This window comes from Mesorhizobium sp. B2-4-3 (assembly GCF_006442815.1).
GTDB lineage: Bacteria > Pseudomonadota > Alphaproteobacteria > Rhizobiales > Rhizobiaceae > Mesorhizobium.
Genome location: NZ_VFVL01000048.1, coordinates 1 through 12,074 on the forward strand (window position 1 = coordinate 1; position 12,074 = coordinate 12,074).

At 63.9% G+C, this 12,074-nt stretch carries 11 protein-coding genes and 1 tRNA gene; 5 read left to right on the plus strand and 7 right to left on the minus strand.

The window, feature by feature from the left end; all coding sequences use genetic code 11:
- Positions 1-86: 86 nt before the first annotated feature.
- The 5 genes from FJ956_RS28615 to FJ956_RS28635 form a co-directional block, all read right to left on the minus strand.
- Positions 87-161, minus strand: a tRNA-Gln gene (locus FJ956_RS28615).
- 234 nt (positions 162-395) lie between these two features.
- On the minus strand, positions 396-1,352 hold the full coding sequence (locus FJ956_RS28620; RefSeq protein WP_140676642.1) for an NAD-dependent epimerase/dehydratase family protein: 957 nt from the start codon (positions 1,350-1,352) through the stop codon (positions 396-398).
- A 95-nt stretch (positions 1,353-1,447) separates the two neighbouring features.
- Positions 1,448-2,431 carry a GDP-mannose 4,6-dehydratase gene (gene gmd, locus FJ956_RS28625; protein WP_140676645.1) on the minus strand — a complete coding sequence of 328 codons (984 nt, stop codon included), beginning with the start codon at positions 2,429-2,431 and terminating at the stop codon, positions 1,448-1,450.
- Between the two features lie 99 nt (positions 2,432-2,530).
- Positions 2,531-3,955 carry a phosphomannomutase gene (locus FJ956_RS28630; RefSeq protein ID WP_140676648.1) on the minus strand — a complete coding sequence of 475 codons (1,425 nt, stop codon included), beginning with the start codon at positions 3,953-3,955 and terminating at the stop codon, positions 2,531-2,533.
- A 100-nt stretch (positions 3,956-4,055) separates the two neighbouring features.
- Entirely contained in the window at positions 4,056-4,400 is a 345-nt protein-coding gene (locus tag FJ956_RS28635) for a VOC family protein (protein WP_140676651.1), read from the minus strand.
- A 215-nt stretch (positions 4,401-4,615) separates the two neighbouring features.
- On the opposite strand from FJ956_RS28635, the gene ppdK reads away from it, so the two are divergent.
- The 4 genes from ppdK to FJ956_RS28655 all read left to right on the plus strand — a co-directional run bounded on the left by ppdK (position 4,616) and on the right by FJ956_RS28655 (position 10,874).
- Positions 4,616-7,303, plus strand: a complete 2,688-nt coding sequence (ppdK, locus tag FJ956_RS28640) for a pyruvate, phosphate dikinase (RefSeq protein ID WP_140676654.1) — start codon at positions 4,616-4,618, stop codon at positions 7,301-7,303.
- A 227-nt stretch (positions 7,304-7,530) separates the two neighbouring features.
- A complete protein-coding gene (locus FJ956_RS28645) occupies positions 7,531-8,634 on the plus strand; it encodes a glycosyltransferase family 9 protein (protein ID WP_140676656.1) in 1,104 nt (367 codons plus the stop codon).
- Between the two features lie 254 nt (positions 8,635-8,888).
- On the plus strand, positions 8,889-9,992 hold the full coding sequence (locus tag FJ956_RS28650; protein WP_246672054.1) for a glycosyltransferase family 9 protein: 1,104 nt from the start codon (positions 8,889-8,891) through the stop codon (positions 9,990-9,992).
- 135 nt (positions 9,993-10,127) lie between these two features.
- Positions 10,128-10,874: a polysaccharide deacetylase family protein gene (locus tag FJ956_RS28655; protein ID WP_140676662.1), complete on the plus strand. Its 747-nt coding sequence runs from the start codon at positions 10,128-10,130 to the stop codon at positions 10,872-10,874.
- Between the two features lie 84 nt (positions 10,875-10,958).
- Here the strand turns inward: FJ956_RS28655 and FJ956_RS28660 are convergent, their stop codons facing one another.
- Positions 10,959-11,348: a DUF427 domain-containing protein gene (locus FJ956_RS28660; protein ID WP_140676666.1), complete on the minus strand. Its 390-nt coding sequence runs from the start codon at positions 11,346-11,348 to the stop codon at positions 10,959-10,961.
- Between FJ956_RS28660 and FJ956_RS28665 the strand changes: the two genes are divergently transcribed.
- A complete protein-coding gene (locus FJ956_RS28665; RefSeq protein WP_140676669.1) occupies positions 11,347-11,535 on the plus strand; it encodes a hypothetical protein in 189 nt (62 codons plus the stop codon). The two genes, FJ956_RS28660 and FJ956_RS28665, sit on opposite strands and share 2 nt — an antisense overlap.
- An 18-nt stretch (positions 11,536-11,553) precedes the next feature.
- Here FJ956_RS28665 and FJ956_RS28670 read toward each other — a convergent pair whose 3' ends face one another.
- Positions 11,554-11,910, minus strand: coding sequence for a hypothetical protein (locus FJ956_RS28670; protein ID WP_140676672.1), 357 nt, complete (start codon positions 11,908-11,910; stop codon positions 11,554-11,556).
- Between the last annotated feature and the right edge of the window lie 164 nt (positions 11,911-12,074).

Here is a 12,074-nt window from a genome sequence, read left to right on the forward strand (position 1 = left end):
ACTCCAAAACCCCTTCGGGCCAAAAGTGTTACCCATGTCTCCGGTATAAACCGTAACCTATGTGTCCGGAACGGACCATCATCCGTTGGCTGGGGCGCCAGGATTCGAACCTGGGAATGTCGGTACCAAAAACCGATGCCTTACCACTTGGCGACGCCCCAGCAGGCGGGGCATGCCCGCTGCGCGCGGCCTTATAGGACGAGGCGGAGCAAAGCTCAATGCCGCGAGATCAACTAAAATCGGCAGCGACGCGGGCCGCCATTCCCGGCCAGTTCATCGCCCGATCGCCCCGGCGGCGGATCGTAAGCCGCGCGCGCCGCGCGGCAGCTTCGCGCTTGTGCTGGCGCGGGAGCCATTCAACTCAGGCTTCAGGGAAGCAGGCGATGCATCCTAGCCTACGCCTGGGCCACGCGCGCGCGGCAATCCTCGAGGACGGCCGCAAGCGTATCCTCGAAGGGATGCTCGGGCGCCCAGCCAAGCAGGGTCCGGGCGCGGGTCGCATCGCCGACGATGCATGGCAGATCGCTCGGCCGCAGCCGCAAGGGATCCTGCTCTGTGACGATCTTGACGCTGCTCCGGGCCAGTAGCCGATCGAGGATGTCTCCCATCCGCCAGGACGCGCCGGACGCGACATTGAAAATGGTGTTCGGGGCGAGATCGCCGCTCTTCAGCACCGCGCGCGCATACGCGCTGGCGATGTCGCGCGCATCCAGGAAATCGCGCCTCGCATCGAGATTGCCGACGCGGATGACCGGCGGGGCCTCGCCCGCTTCGATCCGGGCGATCTGCATGGCGAAGGCCGGCACGGCAAATGCCTCGGTCTGACCCGGACCCGTATGGTTGAAGGGGCGCATCCGGACACACTTCAACCCCCTGCGTGAAAGCGCGCCGAGCGCGAGGTCGGCCGCAGCCTTGGTCACGGCGTAGTCGTCGATCGGAGCAAGCAGCGTGCCTTCGTCGAGCGGCCGCCCGGTCTTGGCGCTCTCGCCATAGACCAGGCCTGATCCGACATGAACCAGCCAGCAGTCTGGAGCCTTGTCGAGGACGGCATTGGCCACGTTGAGCGCGCCGCCCACGTGAATGCGCCATGTGTTGCGGGGATCGGCCCGGGCGGCGCTCAGGGCCGCGACCGCCGCCATGTGAATGACATGGGTGGGCCGGTGACGGGCAATGGCGTCATGGACGGCGGCCGGATCGGTCACGTCCAGTTCTTCGACCTGGCCGAAGGCGGGATGCGGACCACCATCCTTGGAGGTCGCGGCAATGACGATTTCACAGCCGCAAATCCTGCGCAGCGCGTCGCCCACATAGGGCCCGACGAAACCGTTGGCGCCGGTTATCAGAACGCGCATGCCGGCCTCACGAACCACGACGCGTCGTCCGCATGCGGATGCGCGATAGAAGACGGCGCGTCAAGTTATCGACCCGTAGATGCAAGAGCTTCCTTTCAACGCCTGGCGGTTGAGTGGCGTGCCAGATCGGCGTCCACCATTTCGCGGATCATCTCTTCCAGGGAGATCGTCGCTTCCCATCCGAGCTTCGCCTTTGCCTTGGCCGGATTGCCGCGCAGGATTTCGACTTCCGCCGGCCTGAACAGGTCGGGATCGATGACGAGATGGTCATCCATCTCCAGCCCTACATGCTCGAACGCGATCCTGCACATGTCGCGCACCGTCGTCGTCCTGCCGGTGGCGACCACATAGTCGTCGGGCTGATCCTGCTGCAGCATCAGCCACATGGCGCGGACATAGTCCCTGGAGTGGCCCCAGTCGCGCTTGGCGTCGATATTGCCCAGGCGCAGTTCCCTTGCCAGGCCCTTCTTGATGCGCGCGACGGCATCCGTGACTTTGCGTGTCACGAATTCGATGCCGCGAAGCGGCGATTCGTGATTGAACAGGATGCCGCTCGAAGCGTGCAGGCCGAAGCTCTCGCGATAATTGACGGTGATCCAGTGACCGTAGACCTTCGCCACCGCATAGGGAGAGCGGGGATGGAAAGGCGTGGTCTCCGACTGCACCGGCTCCTGGATAAGGCCGTACATCTCCGACGACGACGCCTGGTAGAAACGCGCCTCGGGGATCTCGAGACGCAGCGCCTCGAGAACATTGGTGACGCCGATACCGGTGACGTTGCCCGTCAGAATCGGCTGCTGCCATGAGGATCTGACGAAAGACTGTGCGGCAAGGTTGTAGACCTCGTCCGGCCTTACGTCGCGCATGGTTCGACTAAGACCCGACAGGTCCGTCAGGTTTCCGTCCACGATCCGCACGTCGTTTTCGATCCCCAGCCATTTCAGGCGCATGGTGTTGACGTCGGCTGTGCTCGACCGCCGCGCCAGTCCATGGACTCTGTAACCCTTCGAAAGCAGGAGCTGGGCCAGATAGGCGCCATCCTGCCCCGTAATGCCGGTTATCAACGCCGTTCTTGTCATCGATGCTCTCAGGGCTCGAGCGAGAAGCGGGGCGCGAGTCCCCGTTATTGTGGAGCGGGCCGCGCCCCAAGCCTGCGGCGATCGCTGGCCCCATCTTCGTTATACGGCTTCTGATTCATCTGCCAGTGTGGTGTCGCGCGCTCGTTCCAGCGCCATTGCTACAATCTCGCTCGCCCTGTCATGGCTGGCGGCCTCGGCATAGCACCGAAATTCGGGAGCGTTGCCGGAAGGCCGCAGATGGATGATCTCGCCGCTGGTCATCCGTGCCCTGAGACCGTCGGTCTCATCGACATCCGAGACGGTGCCGAAGGGGGCAAGGAATTGCCGCAACGCGTCGCGGTCGGCGAGCCTTCGCATCAAGCCGCGCGATTTCTCGACGGGGAAGTTCTCGAGCCGTTCGCTGGCGCAGACCGGAAGGTTCCAACTTTTGCGCAGGCCCGACAGCGATTTGCCCATCGATGCCGCCGTGCCCAGAACAGCTAGGATCGGCAAGAATGAATCCCGCGTCGGCAGCGCGGACAAAGTCTTGCCGTTCACCAGGCAGTCCGATCCCAGAAGAACCCCGCCATTGGCTTCGAAGCCGATGACGATGCCGCGGGCCGATTGCGCGGCCTCCATGCCCGCTATGACGAAGGGGGACCCGACCTTGGTTCTCCTGACGCTGATTCCGAAAGCCTCGGAGATGCCTGAATTGGAGGTGACCGGCGTCACCACGATGTCGGCCTTGAGGAACAGGGCCGTCGCCAGCCCGATCAGGTCGCCGCGGAACAACTCGCCCTTGTCGTCGATGACGAGAGGGCGATCGGCATCGGCATCGGCCGAGAGCACGGCGTCGAATTTGAATTCGCGCACCCAGGCCTTCATCTTCGCCATCGTTTCCGGGCTGACGGCCTCGGTATCAACCGGCACGAACGTTTCCGTTTTGCCTATGGGGATCACGTCGGCGCCGTAGGATCGCAGAACCTGGACCAGCAGGGCCGCCGCAACGGTGCTGTGCTGGTAGACGCCGAGCCTCATTCCGGAAAGGGCGCCAGGGGGGAGAATGCCGCCGACCCGGTCTCGGAAGGCCGCGAGCGCCTGATCGTGCCCGGCTGGCCACTGCGCCTTTGCCGGCGGCCACGGATACTGGTCCGACAGTTCAGCGACATGATGGGTGATCGCTGCTTCGTCCGCCTTGTCGATCTCGCCCTTCGGCCCGTAGAACTTGATGCCGTTGCGGTCGGCGGGAATATGCGAGCCGGTCACCATCAGCGCCGCGGCGCCGTGCAGGCGGGCATTAAAGGCAAGCGCGGGTGTAGGGATGGGGCCGCAATCGACCGGCTGGAAGCCGGCTGCGGCCAGGGCCGCCATGCAGTCCTCTGCAATTGCCGGACTGCTGTCGCGCAAATCGCGCCCGACAAAGACCTTGCCTTGCTGAAACCCGGTCGACCGCAAGCGCCGGGCGAAACCCTCAGTATAAAGCCCGCTTGGCCTCCCAACCAATTCGGAAGCCAAACCCCGAACGCCGCTTGAGCCGAATTTCATCAGTCTGCTTTGCTGTTGGAAGATTGCCGCCGCTCATTGGAATGAGCCCGGCTGCCCCCCGGCTGTCAACAGCAAAAACAACGCGAAATCCGCGTCTTTTCTAATGTCCCCATACAGCCAGTTCGTTGCCGGCCGGATCGGTGAAATGAAACCGCCTGCCGCCTGGAAAGGAAAAGATCGGCTTGACGATGGCGCCGCCGGCACTCTCGACCGCGTCCAGCGTTTCCTCGAGGTTTTCGCAGTAGATGACCGGAAGCGGCTTGGCCGGCGCTTCGCCGGCATCTGCCTGGAAGCCGCCGTCGAGCCCTTCGGCAAAAGCGGCATAGGTCGGGCCGTAGTCGGTGAACGACCACGAAAAGGCGGCGCTGTAGAAGGACTTGACGCTGTCCAGCGTGCCGCCTGTCGCCGGCAGTTCGAGATAGTCGAGTTTTCCGTTGAGTTTCATCACGCTACTCCACTACGTTCCCTTTATGTTCTATATCGCGCTGCCCCCTCCGGCAAGTCTTTTTGACGCAGCTTTTGCTTAATCGATTGTAGTTGCGATGCCCGCTAGGCCGGTGCCTTGCCTTTCGCATTGCAGCATCCTATCGCTCGGGTCGGGGAAGGCGGGAACCGGTCAATCATCCGGATGTTCTATCTTCCACGAACTGGAGGGCAAGCATGACCAAGTGGGTTTACACCTTCGGCGACGGCGCCGCCGAAGGCCGTGCCGGCGACCGCAACATTCTCGGTGGCAAGGGTGCCAATCTGGCCGAGATGTGCAGCCTCGGGCTGCCGGTACCGCCCGGTTTCACCATCACCACCGAAGTCTGCAACGCGTATTACGCCAACGGCCGCACCTATCCCAGCACGCTCGAGGCGGATGTCGTCTCCGCTCTCGACCATATCGGCCGCATCACCGGCCGCCGCTTCGGCGACCCGTCGAAGCTGCTCCTGGTTTCCGTGCGCTCCGGCGCCCGGGCCTCCATGCCCGGCATGATGGATACGGTGCTCAATCTCGGCCTCAACGACGAGACGGTCGAGGCCCTGGCCGCCGATTCCGGCGATGCGCGGTTTGCCTATGACAGCTACCGCCGCTTCATCCAGATGTATTCCGACGTCGTGATGGGCCTGGACCACGAAGTGTTCGAGGAAATCCTCGAGGACGAGAAGGCGAGCCTCGGTCACGAGCTCGACACCGGGCTCTCGGCCCAGGAGTGGCAAGGCGTGATTTCGCTCTACAAGGCCAAGGTCGAGGAAGAGCTCGGCAAGCCGTTCCCGCAGGATCCGCGGGAGCAGCTCTGGGGCGCGATCGGCGCCGTGTTCTCGAGCTGGATGAACAACCGCGCCATCACCTACCGGCGCCTGCACGACATCCCGGAAAGCTGGGGCACCGCCGTCAACGTCCAGGCCATGGTGTTCGGCAATATGGGCGACACATCCGCGACCGGCGTCGCTTTCACCCGCAATCCCTCGACCGGCGACCGGCAGCTCTACGGCGAGTTCCTGGTCAATGCCCAGGGCGAGGATGTGGTGGCCGGTATCCGCACGCCGCAGAACATCACCGAAGCGGCGCGCATCGCCGCCGGCTCCGACAAGCCGTCGCTGCAGAAGCTTATGCCCGACGCCTTCCAGGCTTTCGTCGACATCTCCGACCGGCTGGAAAAGCATTACCGCGACATGCAGGACCTCGAATTCACCATCGAGCGCGGCAAATTGTGGATGCTGCAGACCCGCTCCGGCAAGCGCACCGCCAAGGCGGCGCTGAAGATCGCCGTGGAAATGGCGAAGGACGGGCTGATCACCAAGGAGGAGGCGGTCGCCCGCATCGATCCGGCCTCGCTCGACCAGCTGCTCCATCCGACCATCGACCCGAAGGCTGCGCGCGATGTCATCGGCATGGGCCTGCCGGCGTCGCCCGGTGCGGCCACCGGCGAGATCGTCTTTTCCTCCAGCGATGCCGAGGACGCCAAAGCGCAAGGCCGCAAGGTAATCCTGGTGCGCATCGAGACCAGCCCCGAGGACATCCACGGCATGCATGCGGCGGAGGGCATCCTCACCACGCGCGGCGGCATGACCAGCCACGCCGCCGTGGTGGCGCGCGGCATGGGCAAGCCTTGCGTGTCTGGCGCAGGCTCGCTGCGTGTCGACTACAAGACCGGCACGCTCACCTCGATGGGCCAGACCTTCCGCAAAGGCGACGTCATCACCCTCGATGGCGCCAACGGCCAGGTGCTGAAAGGGGCGGTCGCCATGCTGCAGCCGGAGCTGTCGGGCGATTTCGCCGCCATCATGGAATGGGCCGACGCGGCGCGCCGCATGAAGGTGCGCACCAATGCCGAAACGCCGCTCGATGCGCGCATGGCGCGCTCTTTCGGCGCCGAGGGCATCGGGCTTTGCCGCACCGAGCACATGTTCTTCGACGGCGACCGCATCGTCGCCATGCGCGAGATGATCCTGGCCGACACCGAGAAGGACAGGCGTGCGGCGCTGGACAAGCTGCTGCCCATGCAGCGCTCGGACTTCCTCGAGCTGTTCGAGATCATGGCCGGCCTGCCGGTGACGATCCGTCTGCTCGATCCGCCGCTGCACGAGTTCCTGCCCAAGACCGAAGCCGAGCTCGCCGAGGTCGCCTCCGCCATGAACGTGTCTGCCGACAAGCTCAGGCAGCGCACCGAAGCTTTGCACGAATTCAACCCGATGCTCGGCCATCGCGGCTGCCGGCTCGCCGTCTCCTATCCCGAGATCGCCGAGATGCAGGCGCGCGCCATCTTCGAGGCGGCGGTCGAGGCCGGCCACAAGGCCGGCGCGCTTGTCGTGCCGGAAATCATGGTGCCGCTGGTCGGCCTCGTGAAGGAGCTGGAATATGTCAAGGCACGCATCGACGCGGTCGCGCAGAGCGTGATGCAGGAGACCGGCACCAAGATCGATTATCTGACCGGCACGATGATCGAATTGCCGCGCGCGGCGATCCGCGCCCATGTCATCGCCGAGGCGGCCGAATTCTTCTCCTTCGGCACCAATGATCTTACGCAGACCACGTTCGGCATCTCGCGCGACGACGCGGCATCCTTCCTCGAAACCTATCGGCAGAAGGGCATCATCGAGCAGGATCCGTTCGTGTCGCTGGATGTCGACGGCGTCGGCGAGCTGGTGCGGATCGCGGCCGAAAAAGGCAAGGCGACGCGGCCCGGCATCAAGCTCGGCATCTGCGGCGAGCATGGCGGCGATCCGGCCTCGATCCGTTTCTGCGAGGAGGTCGGCCTCGATTACGTCTCGTGCTCGCCCTACCGGGTGCCGATCGCCCGGCTGGCGGCCGCACAGGCGGCCGTGGCGGCTGCGAAGGGCGCTGCAAAACGCGCCTCCTAATGCATGTCGCCCAGAAGTGCGCAGCGGTTCTGGGACAACGACATGCATCAAAACAAGGACTTAAAGCGCGCCGCCTGAATCGGTTTCAGCGCGACGCGCTTTAAGGTGCATTCGGATACCTTACGGTTTTGTATGCAATGTCACGCGAACGTGCGCGTGACGGCCCTGAATCTCGACACCGTTTCAAGCGACTTTCCGACACCGAATTTATCGGTGTCGGAAAACCCATGTTGCAGATTTCCCCATCCGCTTACCGCTCGATCCTGATCCTGCAGACCAAGTTCATCGGCGACATCGTGCTTGCCTCCGCGCTGGCGAAGAACCTGCAGCTTCAATATCCGGGCGTCCGGATCGTGTTCCTTTGCGAAGCGCATTTCGCCGGCTTCCTGACTGCCCATGGCATAGCTTCCGAGGTCGTCCCCTTCAGCCGTGCCAAGATGCGTGGCTCGCCGCTCGATCGGGGTCGCGAGCTCTTCCGCATGGTGCGCACATTGCGGCAGCACCGTTTCGACATGACCATCGACATCACCGATTCCAAGACCTCGCGGATCATTTCCGAACTGGTCAACGCTCCGGTCAGGATCGGCTACTTTCCGACGGAGCGGCCTTTGCGCTGGCACGAGCGTCAACCCGCCAACGTCAGGATGAAGCCCTTCGGGTTTGGCAAGACGCATTATCTCTACCGTTATCTGTCTCCGTTGGAGGCGCTGGGCGTCGATCTGCGCGTCAGGGCGCCGGCCATTCGCCCGCTGCCCTTCGAGACGACGCGCGCCCTGGCCTTGCTCGCCAGGCACCAGATCCGGCCAAACGCCTTTGTTGCGGTCCATGCCGGAGCAAGCTTCGTGGGCCGCCGGTGGCAGCCGGAGCGCTTTGCCGAGACAATCGACAGGATCGTCCGCGAAACCGGCCTGCGCGTGGTTCTGGTCGGCGGTCCGGACGAGAGCGAGGCGACCGACAAGATCATGGCCGCGGCCAAGACGCCCGTCGTCAACCTGGCGGGCACGCTGCGGCTGGAAACGCTGCTGGCGCTGCTCAAGGAGGCGCGGCTGTTTCTCGGCAATGAGAGCGGACCGATGCATATGGCGGCCGCGGCCGGCACGCCGGTGGTCGGCCTGTTCGGCCTGACCAGCCCGGTCCTTTGGGCGCCGGTCGGCGTGCCCAGCATTTCGTTGCGGCCATCGATGCCTTGCGACTGCGTCGGCGGCGACCTGTGCCGCCGGACCGACCCGAGCAAGGCATGCTGCGTCTGGCGCCTGGAGGTCGATCCGGTCGTCGACGCTACGCTCGAACTGCTGGCACGGACGGAGATAGTCCTGGAAGCAGCGGTCTGACATTCGCCGGAAAGTTGCCCGTCGGCGGCGTAGCGCCTTTTGGACCAATCCCAGGAAGGTATGAAACGTTGGGCGCGGTCCCTTCGCCTTTTCCGTGAAACGGTGGAAGGCGCCTGTCGGCGCGCGAGTCGCTCTGGTCCACGATCTTGCCATCTTGTATATGAGAGCCAAGTGAAACTACCGCATGACGGCTCCACATGTCGACGTCTCAGCCCAGCTTCGTTGACTCCGGTCCGTCCGGCGCCCGGACACGGGTGTCGCAGCTTCTCTCCGGCCCTCTCCGGTCGATCCTGATCCTGCAAACGAAGCACATTGGCGATCTCGTTCTTTCCTCCGCGTTGGCGAGGAATCTGCAGCTCGAATATCCCGGCGTCCGCATCGTCTTCCTCTGCGATGGCCGCTTCGCCGGCCTCCTCACGGCCAACGACATCGCCTCGGAGGTCGTGACATTCCGCCGTTCCCATATGCGGGGCACGCCGCTGCGGCGCACGCAGGAGCTCATTCTCACGCTCCTTAAGTTACGCCGCGGCCATTTCGATATGGTCGTCGACATCACCGATACGAAGACGTCGCGATTCATCTCAGGACTGGTTGGTGCACGGGTTCGCGTCGGATATCACCCGTCAGAAAGGCCCCCGCGTTGGCTCGAGCGCCAACCTGCCAATGTCAAGGCAAAGCCGTTCGGCTATGGCGAGCAGCATTTTCTCTATCGTTACCTTTCGCCGCTGGAGGCGCTTGGCATAGAGTTGCGTGTGCGGGATCCCGACATTCGGCCGCTGCCGTTCGAGACGACGAAAGCCTTGGCCCTGCTGGACAAGTTCCACCTTCGGCCGAACGCCTTCGTTACGGTGCATGCCGGTGCAAGCTTCCCCGGGCGCCGCTGGCAGCCCGAGCGCTTTGCCGCCGCGATCGACCGGATATCGGCTGAGACAGGTCTGGACGTCGCCCTGGTCGGCAGCCCGGACGAGAACGAGGTGGTCGAAAAGATCCTGGCGGCTGCGAAGACGCCGATCGTCAATCTGGTCGGAGCGCTCCCGCTCGACACGCTGCCGGCGCTGTTCAAGCAGGCGCGGCTGTTTCTCGGCAACGACAGCGGCCCCATGCACATGGCTGCCGCGGTCGGCACTCCCGTCGTCGGCCTGTTCGGCCTGCAGAGTCCGATCCACTGGGGGCCAGTCGGCGCGCCGAGCATCTCGGTGTGCCCGTCCATGCCTTGTGACTGCGTCGGCGGCGATCTGTGCGAAGGGCCCGACCCCAACAAGGCATGCTGCGTCTGGCGCCTGGAGGTCGATCCGGTCGTCGATGCCGTGCTCCAGCTGCTGGCGCGAACGGAGTTGGCGCTGGAGGCCGCGGTCTAGGCGAGAGCAAATTTTCGCGACTGCTGCTTTTTCGCTGTTTGCCGTCCCGATTTTCGCCTAGATGCGGGCTTTGTAGAGGCAAGTTTTGTTGGCGCGGCGCGGAGAATGCCCGAACGTGCCGGTTTGGAACGAATGATGGGCGTGCTTCGAAATTCCCTTTGCGCGATGGCGCTGTCGCTGTTCGCGGCGTCGGCGGGCAATGCCGCGACGCTGCTCGAGCCGACGCTGCATGTGAAGCCGCAGGGCGTCGAGGTCGGCGGCGGGCGCGTCGCGCTGACGCTCGATGCCTGCGGCGGCAAGACCGACACGAGGATACTTTCGGCGCTCGTCGACAACAGGATACCGGCGACGATCTTCGTTACCGGCATCTGGCTGAAGCGCAATGCCGAGGCCGTCGAGATCATGCGGGCGCATCCCGACCTGTTCGAATTGGAAAATCACGGCGGCCGCCACGTTCCGGCGGTCGATACGCCGCGGAAGATCTACGGCATCCGCAGCGCCGGCAGCCCGGTCGCCGTGCAGGCCGAGGTCGAATCCGGTGCCGCCGCGCTGGCCGGCGCAGGCGGGCCCGCGCCAAAATGGTTTCGCGGCGCAACCGCCGAATACAGCCCCTCGGCGATCGCCATGATCCGCAGGCTGGGCTTCAAGATCGCAGGCTTCTCGGTCAATGGCGACGGCGGCTCGCTGCTCGGCGCGAAGGAAACGGCGCGCCGCATCGGCGCCGCCAAGGACGGCGACGTCATCATCGCCCACATCAACCAGCCGACCCATGCCGCCGGCGAGGGCGTGGTTCAGGGCTTGCTCGCCTTGAAGCAGAAGGGCATGATCTTCGTGCGCCTCGACGATGCCGAGGACGTCGGCAATGACGGCACCACGGATTGAGAGCGCGGTGCGAGGGTGGCGACCGCTGAATTTTGGCGGCCACATTCTTCCGAGATTGACCTAAGCGCCCCTCCCTTTAACGGCTCACTCCGGCGTGGCTTCGACCGTCACCTTGTTCGTATAGAACGCGCCGTGATTGCGGATCTCGACCATTTCGTCAAACGGATGCTCATAAGCCCACATCGCATTCTCGCCGGATTCGCCGGCCGGCTGGACGCTCCAGTAGCTGGCATCGCCCTTGTACGGGCAATGTGTCGAATGGTCGGTCGGGGCGAGCTTGCCGAAATCGATATCGTCGAACGGGATGTAGAAGGCGGCCGGGTAAGGTGGCTCTGAGAGAACCTTCGCCGCAGTCGATGTGGCGATGATCCTGTCGCCGGCGCGGACCGTGACGGTGCCGCGATAAGGTTCGACCGTGATCACCTTGTCGGGATTGCGTTGAAAGCCGGGGGCGGGGTTGGCGAGCTTGTCCATGAATGGTCTCCTGGAGCAATTCCAGGAAAAGTGCGAAGCGGTTTTCCGTCCGGAATTGCGTCAAAACAAAGAGAGAGCGTTTCGCCGTTTCCGTGAAACGGTGAAACGTTCTGGGGAAGACTTACATGTGTCGGACAAGCGCGTCGCGCAAGCCCGCGCGGCGCGAGGTGTCATCACCATTCATTGAATGTCTGTCACGCAGCCGTCAGGCGGCCGTCTTGAAGGCATCCATGAGGCTGGCATAGGCCGCGGCAATGCCTGCAACCGGATTGGTGCTTCTCGCTGCGGTTTCGACCTTCAGCGCGCCGCCGCTGGTCGGCAGCGTCAGCAGCAGGAACTGACGATTGTCGGCGTTGCCGATGCAGGCCGCGGCGACATGTTCGCCCTCGGCGCCGTTTTCGACGCGCATCTTGAACAGCAACGTTCCGCCGACGGCCTCCAGCGCGCCGCCGACGACTTCGGCAAATTCATCTTCGGAAACTGTTTTGGTGTCCGGCGTCAGAACGTCCAGACTTTCGGCAAGCGTGCTTTCGAGGGCCTTATCGTCGAGCTGCGCGTCCATGCGAACCACTCCATTCGCCAATCTCACCCAGCCCGTTAATGAAACTTAACGGCGACGATGGCCGGATTATGGCGGTTTTGCCCGGCCCTTCGATCCACCGACCGGCTTCGACTTATGACGGCTGGACAATCCGGCGGTTCGTTCCACAATGCGTGGAACAAACG

What these genes read in the sequence shown, in the direction of transcription:
- FJ956_RS28620 (WP_140676642.1), bottom strand. Translation starts at nt 1,352, where the DNA reads ATGCGCGTTCTGATAACCGGCGCCAACGGTTTCGTCGGGCCCTATGTG.
- gmd (WP_140676645.1), bottom strand. Translation starts at nt 2,431, where the DNA reads ATGACAAGAACGGCGTTGATAACCGGCATTACGGGGCAGGATGGCGCC.
- FJ956_RS28630 (WP_140676648.1), bottom strand. Translation starts at nt 3,955, where the DNA reads ATGAAATTCGGCTCAAGCGGCGTTCGGGGTTTGGCTTCCGAATTGGTT.
- FJ956_RS28635 (WP_140676651.1), bottom strand. Translation starts at nt 4,400, where the DNA reads ATGAAACTCAACGGAAAACTCGACTATCTCGAACTGCCGGCGACAGGC.
- ppdK (WP_140676654.1), top strand. Translation starts at nt 4,616, where the DNA reads ATGACCAAGTGGGTTTACACCTTCGGCGACGGCGCCGCCGAAGGCCGT.
- FJ956_RS28645 (WP_140676656.1), top strand. Translation starts at nt 7,531, where the DNA reads ATGTTGCAGATTTCCCCATCCGCTTACCGCTCGATCCTGATCCTGCAG.
- FJ956_RS28655 (WP_140676662.1), top strand. Translation starts at nt 10,128, where the DNA reads ATGGGCGTGCTTCGAAATTCCCTTTGCGCGATGGCGCTGTCGCTGTTC.
- FJ956_RS28665 (WP_140676669.1), top strand. Translation starts at nt 11,347, where the DNA reads ATGAATGGTCTCCTGGAGCAATTCCAGGAAAAGTGCGAAGCGGTTTTC.
- FJ956_RS28660 (WP_140676666.1), bottom strand. Translation starts at nt 11,348, where the DNA reads ATGGACAAGCTCGCCAACCCCGCCCCCGGCTTTCAACGCAATCCCGAC.
- FJ956_RS28670 (WP_140676672.1), bottom strand. Translation starts at nt 11,910, where the DNA reads ATGGACGCGCAGCTCGACGATAAGGCCCTCGAAAGCACGCTTGCCGAA.